Source organism: Sporacetigenium sp. TC11, from assembly GCF_058146105.1.
The window spans coordinates 1-24,850 of the sequence record NZ_JBYVNY010000009.1 but is presented as its reverse complement, the minus strand read 5'-3'; the positions used below and the strand labels follow the sequence as shown (position 1 = coordinate 24,850).

The 24,850-nt window shown below is 30.4% G+C and carries 28 protein-coding genes and 1 rRNA gene; 28 read left to right on the top strand and 1 reads right to left on the bottom strand.

All coding sequences use genetic code 11. The annotated features are described in order from the left end of the window. The 23 genes from ACUSRV_RS12625 (at window position 1) to ACUSRV_RS12515 (ending at window position 19,822) form a co-directional block, all read left to right on the top strand. Window positions 1-396, top strand: coding sequence for an ATP synthase subunit I (locus ACUSRV_RS12625; RefSeq protein ID WP_490142326.1), 396 nt, complete (start codon window positions 1-3; stop codon window positions 394-396). A gap of 2 nt (window positions 397-398) precedes the next feature. Continuing rightward, window positions 399-1,148 carry a F0F1 ATP synthase subunit A gene (gene atpB / locus ACUSRV_RS12620; protein WP_490142325.1) on the top strand — a complete coding sequence of 250 codons (750 nt, stop codon included), beginning with the start codon at window positions 399-401 and terminating at the stop codon, window positions 1,146-1,148. A 49-nt stretch (window positions 1,149-1,197) separates the two neighbouring features. Then, on the top strand, window positions 1,198-1,452 hold the full coding sequence (atpE, locus tag ACUSRV_RS12615; RefSeq protein WP_490142324.1) for an ATP synthase F0 subunit C: 255 nt from the start codon (window positions 1,198-1,200) through the stop codon (window positions 1,450-1,452). A gap of 87 nt (window positions 1,453-1,539) precedes the next feature. Then, on the top strand, window positions 1,540-2,040 hold the full coding sequence (gene atpF, locus ACUSRV_RS12610) for a F0F1 ATP synthase subunit B (RefSeq protein WP_490142323.1): 501 nt from the start codon (window positions 1,540-1,542) through the stop codon (window positions 2,038-2,040). Then, complete coding sequence (locus ACUSRV_RS12605; protein WP_490142322.1) at window positions 2,037-2,579, top strand: F0F1 ATP synthase subunit delta; 543 nt, start codon at window positions 2,037-2,039, stop codon at window positions 2,577-2,579. The genes atpF and ACUSRV_RS12605 overlap by 4 nt, the downstream gene beginning before the upstream one ends. A 15-nt stretch (window positions 2,580-2,594) precedes the next feature. Continuing rightward, window positions 2,595-4,097 (top strand): F0F1 ATP synthase subunit alpha, encoded by a 1,503-nt coding sequence (gene atpA / locus ACUSRV_RS12600; RefSeq protein WP_490142321.1) that lies wholly within the window; start codon window positions 2,595-2,597, stop codon window positions 4,095-4,097. A gap of 25 nt (window positions 4,098-4,122) precedes the next feature. Beyond that, window positions 4,123-4,980, top strand: coding sequence for an ATP synthase F1 subunit gamma (atpG, locus tag ACUSRV_RS12595; protein ID WP_490142320.1), 858 nt, complete (start codon window positions 4,123-4,125; stop codon window positions 4,978-4,980). Between the two features lie 12 nt (window positions 4,981-4,992). Then, entirely contained in the window at window positions 4,993-6,390 is a 1,398-nt protein-coding gene (gene atpD / locus ACUSRV_RS12590) for a F0F1 ATP synthase subunit beta (RefSeq protein WP_490142319.1), read from the top strand. Window positions 6,391-6,392: 2 nt separating this feature from the next. Further along, window positions 6,393-6,794: an ATP synthase F1 subunit epsilon gene (atpC, locus tag ACUSRV_RS12585; protein WP_490142318.1), complete on the top strand. Its 402-nt coding sequence runs from the start codon at window positions 6,393-6,395 to the stop codon at window positions 6,792-6,794. A gap of 114 nt (window positions 6,795-6,908) precedes the next feature. Then, window positions 6,909-7,292, top strand: a complete 384-nt coding sequence (gene acpS / locus ACUSRV_RS12580) for a holo-ACP synthase (RefSeq protein ID WP_490142317.1) — start codon at window positions 6,909-6,911, stop codon at window positions 7,290-7,292. 5 nt (window positions 7,293-7,297) lie between these two features. Next, complete coding sequence (locus ACUSRV_RS12575) at window positions 7,298-7,756, top strand: CBS domain-containing protein (RefSeq protein ID WP_490142316.1); 459 nt, start codon at window positions 7,298-7,300, stop codon at window positions 7,754-7,756. A 21-nt stretch (window positions 7,757-7,777) separates the two neighbouring features. After that, on the top strand, window positions 7,778-8,368 hold the full coding sequence (gene gerS / locus ACUSRV_RS12570) for a germination lipoprotein GerS (protein ID WP_490142315.1): 591 nt from the start codon (window positions 7,778-7,780) through the stop codon (window positions 8,366-8,368). Window positions 8,369-8,381: 13 nt separating this feature from the next. Then, window positions 8,382-9,548 (top strand): alanine racemase, encoded by a 1,167-nt coding sequence (gene alr, locus ACUSRV_RS12565; protein WP_490142314.1) that lies wholly within the window; start codon window positions 8,382-8,384, stop codon window positions 9,546-9,548. A gap of 31 nt (window positions 9,549-9,579) precedes the next feature. After that, window positions 9,580-9,864, top strand: a complete 285-nt coding sequence (locus ACUSRV_RS12560) for an antitoxin (RefSeq protein ID WP_490142313.1) — start codon at window positions 9,580-9,582, stop codon at window positions 9,862-9,864. After that, complete coding sequence (locus ACUSRV_RS12555) at window positions 9,854-10,222, top strand: type II toxin-antitoxin system PemK/MazF family toxin (protein WP_490142312.1); 369 nt, start codon at window positions 9,854-9,856, stop codon at window positions 10,220-10,222. Before ACUSRV_RS12560 ends, ACUSRV_RS12555 begins: the two co-directional genes overlap by 11 nt. A gap of 195 nt (window positions 10,223-10,417) precedes the next feature. Then, window positions 10,418-11,284 carry a YitT family protein gene (locus tag ACUSRV_RS12550; protein WP_490142311.1) on the top strand — a complete coding sequence of 289 codons (867 nt, stop codon included), beginning with the start codon at window positions 10,418-10,420 and terminating at the stop codon, window positions 11,282-11,284. 17 nt (window positions 11,285-11,301) lie between these two features. Next, window positions 11,302-12,129, top strand: coding sequence for a transketolase (locus tag ACUSRV_RS12545; protein ID WP_490142310.1), 828 nt, complete (start codon window positions 11,302-11,304; stop codon window positions 12,127-12,129). Further along, complete coding sequence (locus ACUSRV_RS12540) at window positions 12,122-13,060, top strand: transketolase family protein (RefSeq protein ID WP_490142309.1); 939 nt, start codon at window positions 12,122-12,124, stop codon at window positions 13,058-13,060. Before ACUSRV_RS12545 ends, ACUSRV_RS12540 begins: the two co-directional genes overlap by 8 nt. A 178-nt stretch (window positions 13,061-13,238) precedes the next feature. Next, window positions 13,239-14,804 (top strand): ABC transporter substrate-binding protein, encoded by a 1,566-nt coding sequence (locus tag ACUSRV_RS12535; protein ID WP_490142308.1) that lies wholly within the window; start codon window positions 13,239-13,241, stop codon window positions 14,802-14,804. A gap of 1 nt (window position 14,805) precedes the next feature. Beyond that, complete coding sequence (locus ACUSRV_RS12530) at window positions 14,806-15,777, top strand: ABC transporter permease (RefSeq protein WP_490142307.1); 972 nt, start codon at window positions 14,806-14,808, stop codon at window positions 15,775-15,777. Beyond that, window positions 15,778-16,692 (top strand): ABC transporter permease, encoded by a 915-nt coding sequence (locus ACUSRV_RS12525; RefSeq protein WP_490142306.1) that lies wholly within the window; start codon window positions 15,778-15,780, stop codon window positions 16,690-16,692. 155 nt (window positions 16,693-16,847) lie between these two features. Then, window positions 16,848-17,288 (top strand): hypothetical protein, encoded by a 441-nt coding sequence (locus tag ACUSRV_RS12520; RefSeq protein ID WP_490142305.1) that lies wholly within the window; start codon window positions 16,848-16,850, stop codon window positions 17,286-17,288. A 134-nt stretch (window positions 17,289-17,422) separates the two neighbouring features. Then, window positions 17,423-19,822 carry a Lon protease family protein gene (locus ACUSRV_RS12515; protein ID WP_490142304.1) on the top strand — a complete coding sequence of 800 codons (2,400 nt, stop codon included), beginning with the start codon at window positions 17,423-17,425 and terminating at the stop codon, window positions 19,820-19,822. 49 nt (window positions 19,823-19,871) lie between these two features. Here ACUSRV_RS12515 and ACUSRV_RS12510 read toward each other — a convergent pair whose 3' ends face one another. Continuing rightward, window positions 19,872-20,447, bottom strand: coding sequence for a 5-formyltetrahydrofolate cyclo-ligase (locus ACUSRV_RS12510; protein ID WP_490142303.1), 576 nt, complete (start codon window positions 20,445-20,447; stop codon window positions 19,872-19,874). A 115-nt stretch (window positions 20,448-20,562) separates the two neighbouring features. Between ACUSRV_RS12510 and ftsE the strand changes: the two genes are divergently transcribed. The 5 genes from ftsE to ACUSRV_RS12485 form a co-directional block, all read left to right on the top strand. Next, window positions 20,563-21,249 carry a cell division ATP-binding protein FtsE gene (ftsE, locus tag ACUSRV_RS12505; RefSeq protein ID WP_490142302.1) on the top strand — a complete coding sequence of 229 codons (687 nt, stop codon included), beginning with the start codon at window positions 20,563-20,565 and terminating at the stop codon, window positions 21,247-21,249. Then, complete coding sequence (gene ftsX, locus ACUSRV_RS12500; protein WP_490142301.1) at window positions 21,233-22,129, top strand: permease-like cell division protein FtsX; 897 nt, start codon at window positions 21,233-21,235, stop codon at window positions 22,127-22,129. Before ftsE ends, ftsX begins: the two co-directional genes overlap by 17 nt. A gap of 46 nt (window positions 22,130-22,175) precedes the next feature. Then, window positions 22,176-23,228: a murein hydrolase activator EnvC family protein gene (locus ACUSRV_RS12495; protein ID WP_490142300.1), complete on the top strand. Its 1,053-nt coding sequence runs from the start codon at window positions 22,176-22,178 to the stop codon at window positions 23,226-23,228. Window positions 23,229-23,287: 59 nt separating this feature from the next. Continuing rightward, window positions 23,288-24,436 carry a S41 family peptidase gene (locus ACUSRV_RS12490; RefSeq protein ID WP_490142299.1) on the top strand — a complete coding sequence of 383 codons (1,149 nt, stop codon included), beginning with the start codon at window positions 23,288-23,290 and terminating at the stop codon, window positions 24,434-24,436. A 303-nt stretch (window positions 24,437-24,739) separates the two neighbouring features. After that, window positions 24,740-24,850, top strand: a 16S ribosomal RNA gene (locus ACUSRV_RS12485); the annotation flags it as partial.

Genomic DNA, 24,850 nt, shown 5'->3' with positions numbered 1-24,850 from the left:
TTGGATGAAAAGGTACGTAATGAAGTCACGAGGGTAACTAAGGGAGTTTTAATATTTGATTTATTTGTTATAATAATTCTTTTAGCTACATCTCATTTTAATAAACCGATGTTGATAGGTCTTTTATTTGGAAGTATATTTTCCGTATTAAATTTTAGATTATTGGCTATTAGCCTCCACCATGCAGTTAGACGTGAACCTAGTAAAGCGCAATTATATGCTGCTAGCAGATATCTTGTAAGATTTATACTTACAGCTTTAGTAATATATGTATCTGTTAAGGCTCCTTACATAAATGTTATTGGAACTACAATAGGCCTTAGTGCCACAGTTATGGTAATATTAGCTACAAATCTACTTCCAGTAAGTAAAAAATTAAATAGAAAGGAGGAATAGTCATGAATGGACCTAGGATTATATTGCAAATAGGATCTATTGGTATAAGCGAAACAGTAGTTGTAAGTTGGATTATAATAGCATTCCTTGCAGTAGTTTCTTATTTTGCAACTAGAAATCTTCAGAAAGTTCCAAAAGGTCACCAAATTATAGTTGAGGCTTTGGTAGGAACTTTTAATAGTTTTGTACCGGAGACTATGGGCCACAATGTAGTAAAATTCATGCCAAACATAGTTCCGTACATAGGAAGTTTATTTTTATTCTTTGCATGTTCTAACTTAGCTGGGCTAATTGGGCTTAGATCGCCTACAACAGATTTAAACACAACAGTAGCTTGGGCTCTTATAACATTCTTTATGATCTACGTGAATGGAGTTAGAACTAAAGGTTTAGCTCACTTTAAGGAATTATTAGAACCAGTACCTTTTCTGTTACCATTAAATATTATAGGGGAGCTAGCTAAGCCAGTTTCACTAAGTTTCCGTCCATTCGGAAACATAACAGGTGGTACCGTTATAATGGCTCTGCTTTATAGTTTCTTAGGATTTCTAAGTAACGCTTTATTTAAAATAGAAATTCCAATTTTACAATTAGTAATACCAGTACCACTTCATTTATACTTTGATATATTTTCAGGGATATTACAATCATTCATATTTATAATGCTTACTATGGTATTTGTAAGTAGTGCAATGGAATTACCTGAAGAAGAAAAATCAGAAGAAATTAGTCCAAACACATCTATAATATAAATATAAACAAAAATCAAAAAAATTATAAATTCTAGAGGAGGAAATTATTATGGAAATGGCAATACTTTTAGCTGGATCAGCTATAGGAGCAGGTTTAGCAGTTATGACAGGTATAGGAGCAGGTATAGGTCAAGGATACGCTGCAGGTAAAGCTTCAGAAGCGGTTAGTAGAAACCCAGAAGCACAAGGTGATATAACAAGAACACTTTTACTAGGGGATGCTATCGCGGAATCTTCAGCAATATATGGACTTGTTATAGCGATAATTCTTATATTTGCTAATCCATTTATAGGGAAACTTTAATAATAATTAACTTGAAATTATAATTGGGAGATGGAATCATTCCATCTCCTAATTATAAATATGTGATTGGCAGAAAGGAGGACAAATATGGAAGTTAAACCACTTATAAATCTAAGTTACGAGCTTATATTTCAGCTTATAAATACATTTTTAGTATATTTAGTTCTAAAGAAGTTATTATTTAAACCAGTTACTGAATTTATGAACAAAAGAGCAGCAGAGGTTGAAAATAACTTGGCACTAGGAGAAAATACTAAAAGAGAAGGCGAAGAATACAAAAAGCAATATGAATCTAAGTTAGAGGAAGCTAAGCAAGAAAGCCACGATATAATAAAACAAGCTACTGTAAGAGCTGAGGAAAAATCAGAAGAGATAATATCTGGTGCGAAAACAGAGGCTTCTAGGTTAGTAGAAAGAGCAAATAGTGAGATACAAAAAGAGAGACAAAAGGTTATGAATGAGCTTAAGGAGGATATATCTTCTATAGCGTTAATGGCAGCATCTAAAGTAATAGAACAGGATTTAGACGAAGCTAAGCATGAGAAGTTAATAAACAACTTTATTAAAGAGGTAGGCGAAACTAAATGATAGGTGTAGTTGCCAATAGATATGCTCAAGCCTTATTTGAAGTTGGAGAAGAAAGTGGCAAATTACATATCTTCAATGAAGAACTAAAGGCTATAGTAGAAATATTAATAGACAATAAAGACTTCTATGAAGCGTTAAAGTCACCCTTAATACAAAAGCATGAAAAGAAAACATTATTAGGAAATGTATTTACTGATAATGTTGATATAGAGATATTAAACTTCTTAAGTATATTAGTGGATAAAGATAGAATATCTATAGTAGATAAGATATACGAAGGTTTCAAAGCACTTGTAAATAAGAAAAATAACGTAGTAGAAGCTGTTGCTATAACAGCTATACCTATGAAAGAAGAAATGTTGAAACAACTTCAGGATAGAATTTCTGATATGACTAAAAAGACAGTTATACTTAAAAATGAAGTAAATGAAAATGTAATAGGTGGAGTTCTTATAAGATTAGGTAACGAAGAAATAGATGGAACCGTAAAAGGACGTTTAGAAAAACTAAAAGAAGAACTATCACAAGTAATAGCTTAGGAGGGCGGTGAACCCATGAATTTAAGACCTGAAGAAATAAGTTCTATAATAAAAGATCAAATAAAAAATTATCAAAATAAAATACAATTAACTGATACAGGAAGCGTTTTAAAAGTTGGAGATGGTATAGCTAGCGTATATGGGTTAGAAAAGTGTATGGCTGGTGAACTTCTAGAATTCCCTGGAGAAGTATATGGTATGGCACTAAACCTTGAAGAAGATATGGTTGGTACAGTTATACTAGGTGATGATGAAGGTATAAAAGAGGGAGATATAGTTAAGAGAACAGGAAATATAGTTCAAGTTCCTGTTGGAGATGCGTTAATAGGAAGGGTTGTAAACTCATTGGGACAACCTATAGATGGAAAAGGACCTATATCAACTGATAAATATAGACCCATGGAATCAAATGCACCTGGTATAATAGATAGAAAATCAGTTCATGAACCACTTCAAACTGGTATAAAATCTATAGACTCTATGACACCTATTGGTAGAGGTCAAAGAGAGCTTATAATAGGTGATAGACAAACTGGTAAAACTTCAATAGTTATAGATACTATAATTAACCAAAAAGGAAAAGATGTTATATGTGTATACGTAGCTATAGGTCAAAAACGTTCTACTGTAGCTCAATTAGTTAATACACTTGAAAAAGCAGGAGCTATGGACTATACAATAGTAGTATCAGCTTCAGCTTCTGAATCAGCTCCTCTACAATACATAGCTCCATATGCAGGTACTTCAATAGCTGAAGAATTTATGCATAATGGTAAACACGTACTTGTAGTGTATGATGACTTAACAAAACATGCAGTAGCATATCGTCAAATGTCATTACTTTTAAGAAGACCACCAGGACGTGAAGCATATCCAGGGGATGTATTCTACTTACACTCAAGATTACTTGAGAGATCAGCTAAATTATCTGATGAATTAGGTGGAGGATCAATAACTTCATTACCTATAATAGAAACACAAGCAGGAGACGTTTCTGCTTATATACCAACTAACGTTATATCTATAACTGATGGTCAAATATTCCTCGAATCAGAGTTATTCTATGCAGGAGTAAGACCAGCTGTTAACCCAGGTATATCAGTATCGAGGGTTGGTGGTGCTGCACAGATAAAATCTATGAAAAAAGTTGCAGGATCATTAAAACTTATATACTCTCAATATAAAGAACTTGCAGCATTTGCTCAATTTGGTTCAGACCTTGATGCAGACACTAAGAGAAGACTTTCTCAAGGGGAAAGGGTTGTTGAGGTACTAAAACAACCAGAGCATAAACCTATGTCTGTTGATAAGCAAGTTATAATAATACATGCAGTTTCTAATAACTACTTATCAGATATACCAGTAAGTAACGTAGGTAGATTTGAAGAAGAACTATATGAATTTATAGATAATAACTATCCACAAATAGCTGTAAAAATAATGGACGGCTCTGACTTTATAGATGAATTAAATGTAGCTATAGATGAATTTAAAAAGAAATTCGTAATTGAAGAGTAATCCTCTTTATAAGGAGGTGGAATAAGTGGCAGGAGCAGGAATTAAAGATATTAAAAGACGTATGAAAAGTGTAGAAAGTACAAAGCAAATAACTAAGGCCATGGAACTTGTAGCTTCTTCTAAGCTTAGAAAGGCAAAAGAAAGAGCTGGAAATTCAAGACCGTATTTTTCTACTCTTTATAATACTGTTATAAGTATATCTAAAAATACTAGTGGAATAAAAAATGAATTTTTAGATAAAAGAGATGTTAAAAATAAGTGTTATATAGTTATAGCTGGAGATAGAGGATTAGCTGGAGGATATAATTCAAACATATTAAAAGCCTCAGTTGCCCATATGGAAGGCAAGAAAGAAAAAATTATAGCTGTAGGTAAAAAATCGTTAGAATTCTTTAAAAAAAGGGAATACGATATATTAGAAACTGTTAATAGTGTTGAGTATAGTGGATACGGTGAAGCTAGCAAGATAGCCAATGTAGCTATGAATGCTTATAAAAATGGAGATGTAGATGAAGTTTATGTATATTATACTGAATTTGTATCACCTTTAGTACAAGAGGTTAAAATGTTAAAGCTTCTTCCTATTACATTTGATGCTAATGAACAATATGAAGCAAAAGCTCCAGGGGTAGTTGAGTACGAGCCTTCTCCTGAAGATGTTTTAAATTATATAATACCTAAATATGTAGCAGGAAGTATATACGGATCGATATTAGAAGCCTTTGCTTCTGAACAAGGTGCGAGAAGAATTTCTATGGAATCGGCAACTGATAATGCTGATGATATGATAGATAAATTAGAATTAAGTTACAATAGAGCAAGACAATCTGCTATAACTCAAGAAATATCGGAAATAGTTGGGGGATCTGAAGCTCTAAAATAAGGAGGTAAGACAATGGCAAACGTAGGCAAAGTAGCTCAGGTTATAGGTGCGGTATTGGACGTTAAGTTTGATAGTGGAGAAAACTTACCTAATCTACTAAATGCTATAGTGATAAAGCAAGGGGACAGACAAATAGTAGCAGAGGTTGCACAACATATAGGAGACGATACAGTTAGATGTATAGCGATGAGTTCTACTGACGGTTTAGTTAGAGGTACAGATGCAGTAGATACAGGACAACCTATAAGTGTTCCAGTAGGAGATGAAACGTTGGGAAGGATATTCAACGTATTAGGTGAACCTGTAGATGCTAAGGAAGCACCAAAAAACGCTCATAAAATGTCTATACATAGACCAGCTCCAGCTTACGAAGATATACAACCTACTGCAGAAATGTTTGAAACAGGTATAAAGGTAGTTGATTTATTAGCACCTTACTTAAAGGGTGGTAAGATAGGTCTATTCGGCGGTGCCGGAGTTGGAAAAACAGTTCTTATACAAGAACTTATAAACAATATAGCTAAACAACACGGTGGTATATCAGTATTTGCCGGAGTTGGAGAAAGAACAAGAGAAGGTAATGACCTTTATCATGAAATGATAGATTCTGGAGTTATAGACAAAACAGCTCTAGTATTTGGACAAATGAATGAGCCCCCTGGAGCAAGAATGAGGGTTGCATTAACAGGTCTTACTATGGCTGAGCACTTCAGAGACGAACAAGGGCAAGACGTTTTATTATTCATAGATAATATATTCCGTTTCACTCAAGCTGGTTCAGAGGTTTCGGCTCTTCTTGGACGTATACCATCAGCAGTTGGTTACCAACCAACACTAGCAACGGAAATGGGTATGCTACAAGAAAGAATAACTTCAACTAAAAAAGGATCTATAACATCTGTTCAAGCAGTATATGTTCCAGCGGATGACTTAACAGACCCGGCTCCAGCTACTACATTTGCTCACTTAGATGCTAAAACAGTTTTATCAAGACAAATAGCATCGTTAGGTATATATCCTGCTGTTGATCCATTAGAGTCAACTTCAAGAATATTAGATCCAAGTGTAGTTGGTAAAGAACATTATGAAGTAGCTCGTGGAGTTCAATCTATACTTCAAAGATACAAAGAACTTCAAGATATTATAGCGATACTAGGGATGGATGAATTATCAGATGAAGATAAGCAAACTGTTTCTCGTGCAAGAAAGATACAAAGATTCTTGTCACAACCATTTAGTGTTGCAGAACAGTTTACAGGATTCCCAGGTAAATATGTATCTATAAAAGAAACTGTAAGAGGATTTAGAGAAATACTTGAAGGAAAACATGATGATTTACCAGAATCTGCATTCCTTTTTGTTGGAACTATAGATGAAGCGGTAGAGAATGCTAAAAGGGAGAGTAGATAACGATGGCAAATCCATTTGGACTTGAAATAGTTACTCCTGATAAGGTATTTTATAAAGGAACTGCAGAAATGGTTGTAGTTACAACTACAGAAGGAGACATAGGTATACTAAGAAATCATACACCTTATGTAGCCGGATTAGCTGTTGGAAAGTTAAGATTAAAACTTGAAGGCAAATTTACAGAAGCTGCTATAGCTGGTGGATTTATTCAAGTAGACAAAGAAAAAACTACTATACTAACAGAAGCTGCAGAATGGGCAGAAGATATAGATATAGATAGAGCAAAAAAGTCAAAAGAAAAAGTAGAGAATGAATTAAAAAACACTACAGACAAACAAAAAATAGAAGAATTAGAACTTAAGCTAAAAATGGCTGTAAACAGAATAAATATTTCTCAAAAATAAGACTAGAGTTTTCTCTAGTCTTTTTTTGAATAACGGGCGAATTTTTCAATATCTGTATAAAGAAAGGTCATATAAATATATAATACTTACATATAATAAATTTTGGAGGAGCATATGAATATATACGGTATTGGTATTGATATAGTAGAAATACATAGAATAAAAGAAGCTATAGATAAAAATAAAAAATTTTTAAATAGGGTGTTTACTAAAAAGGAAATTGAATACTTTGAATCGAAAAACTTAAATAACAATACAATATCAGGAAATTTTGCTGGAAAAGAAGCTGTAAGCAAGGCTATAGGAACTGGAATAAGAAATTATAATTTCAAGGATATAGAAATTTTAAGAGATAATCAAGGAAAACCATTTGTAAACATTCAAAATAATTTAATTAATATATGTGAAGAATTAAAAATAAAAGAAATAATGATATCTATATCGCATTCTAAAAACTATGCTGTTGCAAATGCAGTAGCAATTACAAAGGAGAGATAACTATTATGGGTAAAAAAGCAAAGGATATAATGACAAGTGATGTAATAGTTGCAAAAAAAGATAGCCTAATAAAAGACATAGCAAAAATACTTCTTGAAAAAAGAATAGGTGGAGTGCCTGTAGTTGATGAAGATGATAAGGTTATAGGCATAATATCTGAAACTGATATAATTAAAAAAGAAGGTAATATAGATACACCTACTATCATAACATTACTACAGGGAGTAATTTATTTTCCAGATTTAAAGAAAGTAGAAAGAGAGATATTAGACATAGCATCATATAAAGTAGAAGACCTTATGTCAACAGATGTTACAAAAGTAAATGAAGAAGATAGCTTTGAAGATGTAGCAAATCTTATGATAAAAAGATCTATAAATAGAGTCCCTGTTGTAGATTGTGATAACAAGTTAAAAGGCATAATTTGTAGATATGACATAATAAAATCTATGTATAGTGAATAATATAAGATAGGGGGGGATTTTGTGAAAGGCAAGTGGACTATCTTTATAAGCTTAATATTACTTATAAGCTTTTGGAGTGTAGGTTGTAATAAAGCTGAGTCCACAAAAGAAGAAGTCTATAAAGACTTTACAAACCAAATATCAAAGATGAAATCTTACTCATGTATAGCAGAAATAAATGTAGTAGGAAATAAGAATCCAAAAGAATATGTAATGCAACATAATTATACTAAACCCGATAATTTTAAAATAAAAATAATATCACCAGATGATTTAAAAGGCAAAATTATAATGTATGATAAGGAAAAAATAGTGATTAAAAATCCTAATGTAGATGACTATATAGAGTTACCAAACAAAGTAAAAGATAACCAATATTTATTTATAGGTGATTTTATTAAAAATTTATTTCAAAATGAGGAATTAAATATGTCATTAAAAGGGGATTACTTAATACTAGAGACTACTATACAAAATTCCTCAGAGTATTTTAATAAACAAGTTTTATATGTAGATAAAGAAAGTATTAAACCTGCTAAGCTAGAAATTTATGATAATGAAGGAAAAGCTAGGTTTACAGTAACATATAAAAACTTTAAGTACAATAAGTAAGGGGGACTAAAGAATGTTAAATAGAGTAACAGCTCCTACGTGGGCGGAGATAAGTTTGGATAATTTGAAATTTAATATGGGGAATATAAAAAAATTACTTAAAGAAGATACTAAAATTTGTGGAGTAGTAAAAGCTAATGCTTATGGCCATGGATCTGTAGAAATATCTAAAGCTTTAATAACTGAAGGAGTTGACTATATAGCTGTTGCTAGGTTAGAAGAGGCAATGGAACTAAGACAAAACAATATAATCATACCTATATTGTGTCTTGGATATATAGACGAAAATGCTTTAGAAAACGCTGTAAAAAATAATATAGATATAACTATATACTCTTATGAAGCAGCGTATAAATTAAATGAGATATGTAGAAAATTAGGAGAGCAATCTAAAATTCATATAAAAATAGACACAGGAATGTCTAGAATAGGATTTCTTCCAAATGTTAAATCTATAGACGAAATAGAGAATATAAGTAAACTATCTAACATAAGTATAGAAGGTATGTATACGCATTTCGCAGTTGCAGATGAAAAAGATAAAGATTTCACTTATAAACAAGTAGACAGATTTAATTATGTAGTAGAAGAACTTGAAAATAGAGATATATTCATACCTATAAAACATGTGTCAAATAGTGCAGCAACTATGGATTGTTGCGATTTAAATTTCAATATGGTAAGATGCGGAATAATATTATATGGTCATTATCCTTCTGATGATGTAAATAAAGAAATCCTTCCTTTAAAGCCTGTAATGACTTTAAAAACAAAAGTAGCTCACATAAAAGAGGTCGAATCAGATGTGGGGATAAGTTACGGTTTAAGGTATAAAACTTCAGAAAAAACAAAGATTGCTACTATTCCAATAGGATATGCAGATGGATTCACTAGATTACTTACAGATAAAGTAAAAGTTAAAGTAAATGGAGAAATGGTTCCAGTAGTTGGAAAAATTTGTATGGACCAATGCATGATAAAAATTAATAAAAATAATGACATAAAAGTCGGCGATGAGGTTATAATATTTGGGGAAGGCAATGAACTAAGAATAGAAAACTTAGCTAATGAGCTAGGAACTATAAATTATGAAATGTTATGTATGATATCTAGAAGAATAGAACGTGTATACATGGAAGGAAATGTAATTTTACAAAAGACTAATTATTTGATAAAATAGAGATAGTCATTATATCTTGGGAGGCGATTTTGTGTACAATTTAGAAAAGGAAAGAGTAGTGTTTACTTTACCAGACTCTCTAGTAACCGAAGTAGACAAAATAGTTAAAACTGAAAATACAAATAGAGAAGAGTTTGCGAAGGCAGCTTTCCAATTTTATATAACGCAAAAGAAAAAAACAGATTTAAAAGACGCTATGATAAAAGGCTATAAGGAAATGGGCCAAATAAATCTAGCATTAGCTGAATTAGGTATGACAATTGAGGTATCTTCCAATGAGTATTGTGAAGGGAAGATAGCACAAGGTGAGTTCTAATAATAATTTAGAAATAAAACGTGGAGATTTATTTTATGCAGATTTAAGCCCAGTAGTTGGATCTGAGCAAGGTGGAGTTAGACCAGTACTTATTATTCAAAATGACATTGGTAATAAGTACAGTCCAACTGTCATTGTAGCTGCTATAACATCACAAATTAACAAAGCAAAATTGCCTACTCATATAGAAATAAGTGCTAATGAATATGGGCTTAATAAAGATTCTGTAGTTCTTTTAGAGCAAATAAGAACAATAGACAAAAAAAGACTTAGAGAAAAAATAGGTAATTTAGACGAAGGTATAATGATAGCAGTAGATAATGGACTTCAAGTAAGTTTAGGTTTGTTTAGATTTTAAACTATCATACATTTTTAATATAAAAAATTATATATAATTAATATACAAATTCGCTTTATATACGTTATAAGGCGAATTTTTTATATTTATGGCATATTTTGTATACATTTTTTGACTAAAGTGCAGAAAACAATGATATAATAAAGGAGTATTGGGAAAAATAAGTTTAATATGTTGTTCAAAAGGAGTAATAATATGGACAAGAATAATAAACTTTTATATTATTTATATGTGTTATTCATGATTTTTTTGGGAACCTTTTTAATGGCTATATCCCTTAATATGTTTTTGGAGCCATATACAATAGCTCCAGGAGGTTTAACGGGTTTTGCAATAGTAGTAAACAAAATAACTGGAACTCCTCTATGGATTATAAATGTAGTTATAAACATACCTTTATTTTTACTAGGATATAAATTTTTAGGAAAAGAAGGGACGATAAAGACAGCTCTAGGAATAATACTACTAACTTATTTTTTAAATGCAACATTAAAATTAGGAAACATAAAAACTACGGATGATGTTTTGCTAGCCTCTATCTGTGGAGGCATAATAATGGGAATAGCTTTGGGATTAGTATTTAGGATTGAAGGTTCTACAGGAGGAACAGACCTCATAGGCCTTATATTAAATAAGTTTTTTCCAAATATAAGCGTTCCAAAACTTATGATGATTGTAGATTCAATGGTAGTTGTAATGGCAGGTATAGTAGATAAAAATATAGAAACTGCTCTATATTCAGCATTAGCTTTATATATTTCAGTTAGAGTTGCAGATGCTATAATAGAAGGATTTAGCTACTCAAAAGGATTTTTAATAATATCTAATAAATCAGATGATATAAGTAAAGCTATAATGGATGAATTAGGTAGAGGAGTTACATTGTTAGAAGGAAAAGGCGCATATACTAAACAACAAAAAGATATAATATTTGTTGTAGTAGGAAGAAATCAAGAAGTGTCAGTTAAACAAATAGTAAAAATGATAGATCCACATGCATTTATGACAGTAAATACTGTACATGAGGTTTTAGGAGAAGGGTTTAAGCCTTTTAAAGCATAGATATAGGAGGTAATTATATGAGAGATTACAAAGAACTAAAGGTAGCTACACGTAAAATAAGAGAAAATATAGTAACTATGATACATAGCGCAAATTCTGGACATCCAGGGGGTTCTCTTTCTGCTGTTGAAATACTAACAGCATTATATTTTGAAGAAATGAATATAGACCCTAAAAATCCAAAAAAAGATGATAGAGATAGATTTGTACTGTCTAAGGGTCATGCTGCTCCAGTTTTATATGCAACTTTAGCCGAAAAAGGATATTTTGATAAATCTGAATTAACTTCTCTTAGAAAAATAAACTCTATGCTACAAGGACATCCTGATATGAAAGGAATTCCAGGAGTAGAAATGTCTACAGGTTCTCTAGGCCAAGGTTTTTCAGTAGCTTGTGGTATGGCTATGGCTTCTAAGCTTGATGATGCATCATGGAGAGTATATGCTTTATTAGGAGATGGAGAAGTTCAGGAAGGTATAGTGTGGGAAGCGGCTATGAGTGCGGCTCATTATAAATTAGATAATTTAGTTGCATTCCTAGATTATAACGGTCTTCAAATAGATGGAGAAACTGAAAAGGTTATGAATATTAACCCTATAGTAGATAAATTTAAAGCATTTGGATGGAATGTAGTAGAAATAGATGGACACGATTTTGATCAAATATTTGCTGTATTAGATGTGGCTAAAGAAACAGTTGGAAAACCAACTATGGTTATAGCTAAAACTGTAAAAGGTAAGGGTGTATCATTTATGGAACACGCTGCTGGATGGCATGGAACAGCTCCTAGCGATGATGATGTTAGAAAAGCTTTAGAAGAATTAGGAGGTGCTGATAATGAGTAATGTAGCTACAAGAGACGCTTATGGTAAGGCATTAGTTAAATTAGGTGAAAAAAATAATAAAATAGTGGTTTTAGATGCAGACCTTTCGAAGTCTACTAAGACCAATGATTTTTACAAACAATATCCAGAGAGATTTTTTAATATGGGTATAGCAGAACAAAACTTAATAGGTGCAGCTTGCGGATTTGCAGCAGCTGGGAAAATACCTTTTGCGAGTACTTTTGCTATGTTTGCAACTGGAAGAGCTTTTGAAATAATAAGAAACTCAGTGTGTTACCCTAAGTTAAATGTTAAAGTATGTGCAACACATGCTGGATTAACAGTAGGAGAAGATGGTGCTTCTCATCAATCAGTTGAAGATATGGCTATAATGAGAGCTATACCAAATATGACAGTTATAGTACCCGCTGATGGAGTTGAAACAGAAAAGGTTATATTCAATGTAGCAGAATTCAATGGTCCTGTATATGTAAGACTAGGAAGATCTGCAGTTCCAACTTTATTTGATGAAAACTATGAATTTAAAATAGGTAAAGGTTCTGTACTTAGAGAAGGTAGCGATGTATCTATAATAGCTTGTGGTATAATGGTTAATGAAGCTATAATAGCACATGATATATTAAAAAGTGAAGGAATAAATGCCAAAGTTATAAATATGTCTACTATAAAACCTATAGATAAAGAATTAATAATTGAAGCAGCTAAAGAAACAGGAGCAATAGTAACTGCTGAAGAGCACAGTGTAATAGGTGGATTAGGATCTGCTGTATCTGAAGTATTATGTGAAGGACACCCTGTTGTTGTTAGAAAAGTAGGAGTAAAAGATACATTTGGTGAATCAGGAACTCCAAAAGAATTGCTAAAGAAATATGGACTAACAGCAGTAGATATAGCTATGGCAGCTAAAGATGCAATATCGAACAAAAGATAAAAAATTAACAATAAAATATTGTAAATGATTTATTTGTATGTTAATATATAATTAATTAAATATAATTGATAATTTAAACCATGAAGGTTTATACATCCTATATAAATATAGGGTTATATCTTCATGGTTTTTTGTTTTGAAATCAAGGGGAATAAAAAATTTAAAGGGGGATGTAGGAATGAAAATTAAAAAAATAATTTCCATAGCAATTGTAATAGCAATGTGTTTGGGATCATTAGTTGGATGTTCTACAAAGCAAGTGGACGATGTAAAAGCATCTAAAAGGAATACTTTAACATATGGAAGTAATGATTACAGCAGAATAAATTCAGCGTTAGATGAACATGGAGAAATACATAAACTTATATTTTCAGGTCTGACCAAACACGATGAAAATAACAAAGTAATTCCTGACTTAGCAGAGAATTGGTCATATGATGAATCTAATTATACATATACATTTAAATTAAAACATAATGTAAAGTGGCATGACGGAAAAGAATTTACAGCTGAAGATGTTAAATTTACAATAGATACTATAAAAGAACCTAAAAATAATTCTGAAATATCTTCTAACTACCAAGATGTAAAAAATGTAGAAGTAGTTGATAAGTATACAGTAAATATTACGTTATTAAACCACAACGTTGCAATATTAGATTATTTAAGTACAGGTATAATACCTAAACATTTATTAGAAGGAAAAGATATACAAAATGATGAATTTAATAAGAAGCCTATAGGAACAGGAATATACAAATTTAGTGATTGGAAAGATGGGCAATATATAAAATTAAATTCCAATAATGAATATTATGGAAATGTTCCTAAGATAGATGAAGTTGTATTTAAAATAATACCTGATGATAAAGCTAAAGCAATGCAATTAAAGTCAGGAGAAATAGATATAGCTCAGATAGATCCTAAAGATGTAAGTATGTTTGAAAATGATAAACAATTTACTACATATCAATTTAAAACAGCAGATTACAGAGGGTTAATGTATAACTTTAATAAACCTCTATTTAAAGAAAATAAAGAAGTTATAAAAGCTCTAAGTTATTCTGTAGATAGGAAAGCTATAATAGATGGCGTACTTATGGGAATGGGAGAGTCTGCCTATTCACCACTACAACTAGGCGAATACAATAATAAAGATGTAGAAAAATATGAGTATAATCCAACAAAATCTAGACAAATACTAGAAGGTGCTGGATGGAAGCTTAATAATGAAGGTATATATCAAAAAGGAAATCAAAAACTAGAGTTTAATATAACTTGTTTTGATGGAGACCAAGTGAGAATAGATATGGCTACTATTGTATCACAAAACTTTAAAGAAATAGGCGTTAATGCCAAGGTAGATATACAAAGTGATATAGATTGGGCTAATTTAGATTCATTCTTAATAGGATGGGGAAGTCCATTTGATCCAGATGATCATACTTATAAGGTGTTCCATTCAAGTCAAATAGAATCTGGAATGAATTTAAATGGTTATATAAACCCTAACGTTGATAAAGCTTTAGAAAAAGCTAGAAGTACTGATAATAATGAAGATAGAATTAAATATTATAAAGAATTCCAAGAAGAAATGAGTAATGACTTACCGTTTACATTTTTAGCATATATAGATTATATATATATATCTAAATCTAATATAAAAGGAATAGATGATAATAAAGTTTTAGGACATCATGGAGTAGGAATGTTATGGAATATAGAGGATTGGGATGTAAAATAAAATGATTAAATATGTATTGAATAAATTTATACATCTTGTTATGACATTATTTGTATTATCTTTTATTGTATTCACTATATCTCATTTAGCACCAGGAGATCCTTTAAGAGCATACTTTGGTGATATATCAGAGAGACTTTCTCATCAACAAAGAGAAAATGCCATAGAAGAACTGGGGCTAAATGAGCCCTTATTAATACAATATGAAACTTGGGTACAAAATGCTTTGAAAGGTGATTTAGGAGAATCATATAAATATAAAAGACCTGTAAGTGAAGTTATAGCAGGGGCATATGTTAATACTATAGTACTCACTGGTAGCTCATTTTTGATAATATTTTTAGGAGCTTTATCTTTGGGAGTATTATGTGCTATGAATGAAGGAAAGTTTATAGATAAGGTTTTATATCAAATAGGAACTGCTATGAACTGTATACCATCTTTTTGGATATCTCTTGTATTGATACTTATATTTAGTGTTAATCTAAGACTACTACCTTCAGGAGGAGTATACGACATAGGATATGAACAGAGTATATTAAATAGGGTAATTCATCTTATATTGCCCTTATTTGTCATGGTAGTAGGACATATATGGTACTATGCATTTTTTGTTAGAAATAAATTATTAGAAGAACTTAAAGAAGATTATGTTTTGTTAGCTAAGTCAATGGGATTTTCAAATAAAGAAATAGTATTCAAATATTGTATAAGAAATATAATGTCTTCATATACAACCTTAATGTCTATGTCATTACCTCATATACTAACTGGGGCATATATAGTAGAATATATATTTTCTTATCCAGGACTAGGCAGTTTAAGCTTTGAAAGTGCTAAGTTTCACGATTATAACTTACTTATGGCTTTATGTATAATAACAGGAATTATAGTTGTATTGTCTAGCTTTATATCCGATATTTTAAATATAGCTATAGACCCTAGAATGAGAAATTTGGAGATGAGTGAATAAATGGATTTAGTATCTAATAAATTTAAATTAGTTGGAATAGATAAGGAATTATCTCATAAGAGCATTCATAGTACTAAAGATAATAAGCATATATACAATAAAATAAAAAATACGCCTTATATATCTATATCTATACTAACGATAATATTATTAGGGTGTTTATTTGCTCCTTTTGTAAATAATAATGATCCTACCTATATGAACTTAACTAGCCAATATCAACAACCAAATAGTCAGTATTTATTTGGAACTGATTCTATGGGAAGAGATATATATTCAAGGATATGGTATGGAGGAAGGGTTTCTATATTAATAGGATTGTTGTCTTCTTTTATATCCACTTCTATAGGCATAACATACGGAAGTATAAGTGGATACATGGGAAAAAATATAGACGGCATAATGATGAGGTTTATAGATATAATGTTAAGTATACCATCAATACTCATAATGATACTTATACAGTCTATAACTGGAGCAGATAGCTACTTGAGCATAGCTTTTGTAATAGCTATAACTAGTTGGATGACAATGGCGAAGGTAGTTAGAAGTGAAGTTATGGAGTTGAAAAATAGAGAGTTTATATATGCTGCAAAGATTATGGGTGCTAGTTTTAAACATATATTTATAAAACATCTACTTCCAAATTTTTTGCCAACTATTATATATATGAGTGTTATGAACATAATAAGCGCTATAATAATGGAATCAACATTAAGTTTCTTAGGTATGGGGATACCTATAGAGTTGGCGTCTTGGGGAAGTATGTTATCTCAAGGCCAAGATGCAATTTTGGGAAATAGGTGGTGGATAATCTTAATCCCTGGGTTGTTCATATTAATAACTTTAGTTTGTATAAATAATATAGCTGATTATATAAGAAAGATAAATAATAAAAAACTTAATAACTTATAAAAAATCTACCTATTTAAAATAGGTAGATTTTTTTGAGCAACGGGCCTATTTTTCAAGGTCGTTGGCGAAAAGAAGGGCGCGAATTTTTATTTGTCTATTCTATTATATTCTAAATGTTCATATATTTAAATTAGATAAATTAGGGGGTGATTTAGATGAAGGTAAATTGGAATATTAAAGGCATAGTGTATGGTTTAATCGCTCTAGCTTTAGTAGTAGGTGGATTTGTGTTAATACCTAAGATGTTTTCTAATGAAGCAAAGGCTGTAGAGTATACCATAGTACAAAGAGATGCCATACCAGAGAAGATATTAGATGTAATGGGTAAATACGCTGATGAAGAAAGAGCTTTGGCTATAAAAACCGATGATAAAATATATGTTGTTGCTACTAGAGGAAAAGATATGAATCAAGGAATACAAATAGAAAAAATACAAATGACTAAAGATGAAGGAAAGGATGTTATGAAAGTAAATATCGTTTATAAAAATAAAGATGATGCACATCCTTACATAGTTGTAGAAACAGATCTAAAAGATTTACCAGATAGAATAGAACTAAACACTGATTTACAAGATGATACAAATAAAAAATAATAGAAGAAGGTCTCCTGTTTTAAATAGGAGGCCTTTTTTATATTATTTTTTATTTGTTTTAAAACTTTGTTATTATTTTTTCTAATTTAGGAGAAAATATTTTAATAACAACGACAAATCTAGGAGTGAATTAAATGCTAAATATAGATAAATATAAAGTTAAAATTGAAGATTTAAAGAAAGTATCTAACTTAGGAAACTTTGATTTCAAAAGCACTAAAGAATTGGTTCCTCTAAGGGGAATAATAGGTCAAGATAGAGCTGTACAAGCTATGAATTTTGGCCTTAAAATGAAGAAAAAAGGATATAATATATTTGTAGCAGGGGCTAGTGGAACAGGTAGAGCAAGTTATACATGTTCATTAATAGAACAATTAGCTCAAAATGAAAAGCAAAATAAGGACTGGGTATATGTAAATAACTTTAAAAATACTAATGAGCCTATAGCGTTATATCTAGAAGCTGGTGAAGGTAAAAATTTCAAAAAAGATATAGAAGAAATAATAGAAAAATTGAAAGAAGAAGTTCCGAAGGTATTTGATTCAAAGGAATATGAACAAAATAGCAGATTCTTAATGGAAGATTTAGAAAAAAATATAGAGTCTGTAATAGAGGAATTAAATAAATTTGCTCAAACTAGAGGATTTAAGTATCAAATAACGGAAAGAGGCCTGCTGAGTGTTCCTATTAAACAAGATGGAACGGTTATGCAAGAATCAGAGTACGGTCAATTAACTCCTGAACAAGTTGTGGCAATAAGAGAAGAAGCCATAAAATTAAATCAAGATAGTAAAGATTATTTAGATCAAATAAAATCAACTGAGGAAGATTATAAAAATAAGGTTCAAAACTTAGACAAAAATGTTGCAAAGAGTATAATAGATTTTTATTCTCATTATTTAATTGAAAAGTATGGTAAGTTTAAAAAGATAATAAGCTATATAAGAGATTTTAGTGATGACATAGTAGATAATATATCTAAGTTTAGAGCGCCACAAGAACAAGGGCAACAAGGCCCGATGGCCTTACTAGGGTTAATGCAACAAAAAGACGATGCTAAATTCTTTAATAGATATGGGGTAAACTTATTTATAGATAATAGCGATACTAAGTGTGCTAGTGTAGTAAGAGAAACAAATCCCACTTATTATAACTTGACAGGATCTATAGAATATAAAAATGAGATAGGAGCCCTAACTACAAGCTTTATGGAAATAAAGCCTGGAGCCCTTCATAAAGCAAACGGAGGTTTCTTAATATTAAATGTAAGAGATTTATTTTCACATCCATTTGCTTGGGAAGGACTAAAAAGATCATTAAAAACAAAAAAAATAGCTATGGAATCCTTAAATAAACAATATGGATATATAGTAACTTCTACTCTAAAGCCTGAACCCATAGATTTAGATACAAAGGTTATATTAATAGGAGATAGTTATACCTATAGTATTTTATATGCACATGATGAAGATTTTAGGAACTTATTTAAAATTATGGCCGATTTTGATATAGAACTTGAAAGAAATGAAGAAAATCTATACAAAACTGCTCAATTTATAGCTAGTCACTGCGAAGAAGAAAATCTAAAACACTTTGATAAGACTGCAGTTGAAAGGATAATAGAATACAGTTCAAGAATAAGTGATAATAAAGAAAAATTAACAGCTAAATTTAATAAAATAGTAGATGTGCTATATGAGGCAGATGCGTTAAGCGATCCAAATAAAGACTATGTAACTAAAGAAGATGTAGAAAATGCTATTAAACAAAAGGTATATAGAAACAATAAGTATGAAGAAAAATTAAATGAGATGTTTGAAGATGGAACTCTTCTTATAGATATAAGTGGAGAGAAAATAGGACAAATAAATGGATTAGCTGTTATGGGAACTGGAGAATATAGTTTTGGTAAGCCATCTAAGATAACTGCATCTACCTATAAAGGAAGAACAGGGATAATAAATGTAGAAAGAGAAGTTAAGCATAGTGGAAGTATACATGATAAAGGAGTTTTAATATTAAGTGGATATTTAGGAGAAAGATATGGAAAAGAAAAACCTTTATCTATATCTACATCTATAACATTTGAACAAAATTACTCTGGTATTGATGGAGACAGTGCATCTAGTACAGAATTGTATGTAGTTATATCAAATATTGCTCAATTACCTATAAAACAACATATAGCTGTTACGGGATCTGTAAGTCAAAAAGGAGAAATACAACCTATAGGTGGAGCAAATGAAAAAATAGAAGGATTCTTTGATGTATGTAAGTTAAAAGGGCTTACTGGAAATCAAGGGGTAATGATACCTATACAAAATGTCAAAAACCTAATGTTAAAAGACGAAGTAATAGAAGCTGTAAAAGAAGGTAAATTCCACATATACTCTGTATCTAAAATAGAAGAGGGATTAGAAATATTAACAGGATTTACTATGGATGAAATAGATAAGAAAGTAAATGAACAATTAGAAAAATATCGTAAATTTGATAAAGAGGAAAAAGAAAAAGAAGATAAGGAAGATAAATAAAAATATGAGCATGGTTTATCCATGCTCATTATTTTTATTTACAGGGACATTATAATTTATTTATTTTCAATATTTTGCTTTGAGTAATTATATAATCAAGTTGTGCGTCATGGGGTTCTTTTGGAATATTATCAAATATTTGAAGATCAAATGCTACACCTATTGTAGTAACATCATCTCTAAGGGTTTGTAAAAATCTATCATAAAAACCTCCACCGTATCCTAATCTATACCCATTTTCATCATATGCAACACCAGGAACTATAACTAAATCTATTTCCTTATTGTCTACTGGCCTTATAAATTGTTCCATTGGTTCTCTAATTCCAAAGGTCCCTATTTTTAATTCACTATCTAAATTTCTTATTTCAGAAGGAATAAGTTTTCTTTCTTTTAAAATTGTGATAGGAATTAGGACTTTTTTGTCTAAATATATAAGAGTGTCGATTAATTTGTCAGTTTTTACTTCATTATTAAAATCTAAGTAAGTCATTATTGTTTTTGCTTTTTTTACTTCATCCATATTAAGTAATTTTTGAATTATAAGTTTGGAATTGTGATCTACGGAATTGATGTCTTGATTATTTCTTAAATCTAGCACTTTTTTTCTGAATTCCTTTTTCATATGGTCAATCCCCCTTTTGAATATGGTATAATCATGTAAAATGTTACCATAAACATTATATCATATTAATAAAACTATTATAATACGTTGTTAATATTAGATTGGAGCTGGTAAAATGATAAAGTTTGTAGATGTAAATAAGGTTTATCCCAATGGGAATAAATCATTAGTTGATATAAATTTAAGTATAAATTCAGGGGAGTTTGTTTTTTTGATTGGGCATTCAGGGGCAGGAAAATCTACTCTTTTAAAACTTTTATTAAAAGAAGAGAATATAACATCTGGAAAGCTAAATATATTAGAACATGATATAAAAGCTATAAATAAAAAGAATATACATAAGTTTAGAAGGAAATTGGGGATAGTATTCCAGGATTTTAGATTATTAAATGATAAAACTGTATATGAAAATGTAGAATTTGCAATGAGAGTAATAGGACAAAGTCCAAAAAATATAAAATCAAGAGTTCCTGAGGTTTTGGAATTAGTAGGGTTAAAGGATAAATCTAATTGTTATCCAAGTCAGCTTTCTGGAGGAGAAGCTCAGAGGGTCGGAATCGCTAGAGCAATAGTTAATAACCCATCAATCTTAATTGCTGATGAGTGTACAGGTAATTTAGACTATAAAACTTCTAGAGAAATAATGAAATTATTAATAGACATCAATAAAAAAGGGACAACTGTTATAATGGCCACTCACGCACTAAACCTAATAGAAGAATTTAGTGCAAGAGTTGTAATGCTTCATAAAGGAAGAATAGTACGTGACACTAAAGGAGGAGCTTATGAACATATTGTATAGTACTCTTTATAATATTAAACAAGGATTTAAAGGATTAGCATCTAGTAAAACAATGGCATTAATATCAATAGGTTCCATAACCTCTTCTTTGGTTATATTTGGGATGGTTTTAATGATAATTTTAAATATAAATCAATTTGTATTATCTACAAAAGATCAAATTACTGAAGTTAGGGTTTTCATGAACGACAATATGGGAAATAAAGATATAGAAGATTTAAATAAAAAGATTGGTTCAATAAATAATATTAAGAATATTAGATATGAAACTAAGGAAAAATCCTTTGAAACTATGAAAAGAAGCTGGGGAGAAGATAAATACTTATTAGAAGGTATCGAAAATCCATTGCAAAATTCATTTATTATAACTGTAAAGGATCCACAATTTATAAAGGGTGTAGTAGATGAATTGAAACAATATGATAACATAGAAGATATAACTTACTATCAAGATGTTATAAATAAGTTTTTGGTAATATCTGAAACACTGAAAAAAATTGGAATAGGTATAATTATATGCTTATTAATAGTGAGTTTAGTTATATTATCAAATACTATAAAATCTAGAGTCTATAGTAAGAAAGAAGAAATTGGAATTATGAAGTATATAGGGGCAAGTGACTGGTTTGTAATATCACCTTTTATAATAGAAGGAGTTATTGTAGGAGTTTTAGGAGCTTTAATTGCGTTATGTGTATCGTCGTTAATGTATAGCTATTTATATGATAAGATAAACAAAGCTTTATATAGCTTTATACCTAATATATTATTAACTACAACAGATGTTATAGGGCTACTAAGTGTGACTTTTATATCTATAGGTATAGTTATAGGAGCATTTGGTAGTGTTATATCTGTTAAAAAACATCTAAGAGTATAAAAAGTTCGCTACGCAAATACTAATATCAATCGATTAGGGGGAAATTATGAAAAAGATATGCTTAGTTTTAGTTGGTTTAATGTTAATTAGTACAAGTAGTATATATGCACAAAACACAAATTCTTTAAATATAGAATTGCAAAAAAATATAAGGAAACAACAAGATGTAAGCGAAGATATAATAATTTTGGATGATAAAATAAATAAGGCATCACAAGAGATACAAGAGAGTGATATGAAATTACAAAACATAAGTAATGAAATTGAAGAAGTAAATAAAGATATAGATCAGTTAGAAAAAACAATAAAAGAGAATCAAGGAATACTAGAACAAAGATTGAGAGCTAGTAATAAAAACTTGTCGCTAGGGTATATACAAATATTGTTTAGAAGTGAAAATCTATCTGAATTTTTGACTAATTTACAGACTATAAAAGAAATAGTAACTTATGATAAAAACATACTTGAAGAATTATCAAAAACTAGCGAAAGTCTAGATATAAAAAAGAAAGATCTAAGTTCAAAGCAAGATGAAATAAAGCTACTAAGTAATACTCTAAATAGCAAAAAATCAGATTTAGAAAAGGATAAAAAGGAATTAGGAGAGTTAAAATCTAAGTTAGAAACCGAAGAAAACGATATACAAAACAAAATAAGTGAAATATCAAATGTTAATAACGGTACAGTAGATAACAATAACTATATAGTTAGTAATAATGGTTGGCCTGTACTAGGATATACTAGAATAAGTTCTCCTTACGGTATGAGAATGCACCCTGTATTAAAGGTTCGTAAAATGCATACAGGTATAGATATACCTGCACCAACAGGAACAAATGTATTATCTATAGACAATGGAAAAGTTATATTTGCTGGAGTTCAAAGTGGATATGGAAATACAGTTATGATATTACATGATGACGGTAAAGTTTCTTTATATGCCCATAACTCTAGAATTACAGTAAGCAGTGGACAAAGAGTAAGTAAAGGCCAAGTTATAGCAAAGATAGGTTCCACAGGAAGATCTACAGGGCCTCATCTTCATTTTGAAATTCGTATAAATGGAAGCCACGTAAATCCTACAAACTATTTAAGGTAATAAAAAAAGAGTCAAGCACATATACTAAATAGTAGATTATGTAAAAGGAGATGCATTAGATGATATCTAAGAAAAAGGCTTTAATTTATGGAATAGTTTTGGTTATGATTACTGCCCTTGCGACATCAACTTTCCAGATGTCAGTTGGTAATAAGGTAATTGTATCTAAGTCTAATTATGAAGAGTATAAAAGATATTCTAAATTGCTTGGATTAAAACAGATGATAGAAGCAGATTATTATAAAAAGCCTAAACAAGATGAACTACTAACGGGATCTATAAAAGGGATGTTTGAGGGACTAAATGATCCATACTCTCAATATTATACTGAAGAAGAGTTCAAAGATCTTATGGAACAAACATCAGGTACATATACAGGTATAGGTGTAGTTATAAGTCCTGGAGAAGACAATCTTATAACGGTAGTATCTCCTATAGAAGGATCTCCAGCTGCAAAATCAGGTATAAAACCTGGAGATAAAATTATGAAAATAGATGGAAAAAATATAACAGCTAAGGATATTGACAAAGCAACACATATGATAAAAGGAAAACCAGGAACAGATGTAATATTAACTATAAAAAGAAACAATAAAGATTTTGATATAACTATAAAGAGACAAGAGATAAAGATGCAAACAGTTAAGTCTGAGGTGTTAGAAGATTCTATAGGATACATAAAAATAACATCATTTGATGAAACTACAGATAAAGATTTTGAAGAAAATATAAAAAGTTTAAAAGAACAAAATATAAAAGGATTAGTAATAGACTTAAGAGATAATCCAGGAGGATTATTAGACGTATGCCATAAAATAGGTGATCTGTTAGTAGGAAAAGGAACTATAGTATATACTAAGGATAACAAGGGAAATACAGAATATCTAAAGTCGGATGAAGATAGTCTCGGATTACCTATTGCTGTACTTATAAATGGGGGATCTGCTTCTGCTTCAGAAATACTAACTGGAGCAATAGTTGACAATAAAGTAGGTATAGCAGTTGGAACAACTAGTTTTGGCAAAGGGCTTGTTCAAACAGTAAGAGAATTAAAGGATGGAACTGGTTATAAGTTGACTATAGCTCAATACTTTACACCAAATGGAAGCTATATACATGGAAAAGGAATTAAACCTAATATAGAAGTTGAAGATGAGACTAAACAATTAGATACAGCTGTTGATTGGGTAAAAGAAAAAATTAAATAAAAATTCTCGATCCTCATGTCGCCAACGACCTTGAGAGAGGGGTCCATTGCTCAAGTTTATTAAGTTGAATATTACAATTTGAAAAACGCTTAGTTTTTACAACTAAGCGTTTTTTGTGTGTTATTCGACATAATAAAGTTCATTTATACAAAATATATATCTTTTTTACAAAAACATGTTGACTATAATAATATCACATGATATAGTTATACTTGTCCTTAAGAAGAGGGCAAAAACATTGAACTTTGAAAATTAAACAGTAGGATAATTAAACACCATTTATTTATAAAGTAATGCCAAGTTTATCATGAGAGTTTGATCCTGGCTCAGGATGAACGCTGGCGGCGTGCCTAACACATGCAAGTCGAGCGAGGACTTCGGTCCTAGCGGCGGACGGGTGAGTAACGCGTGGGT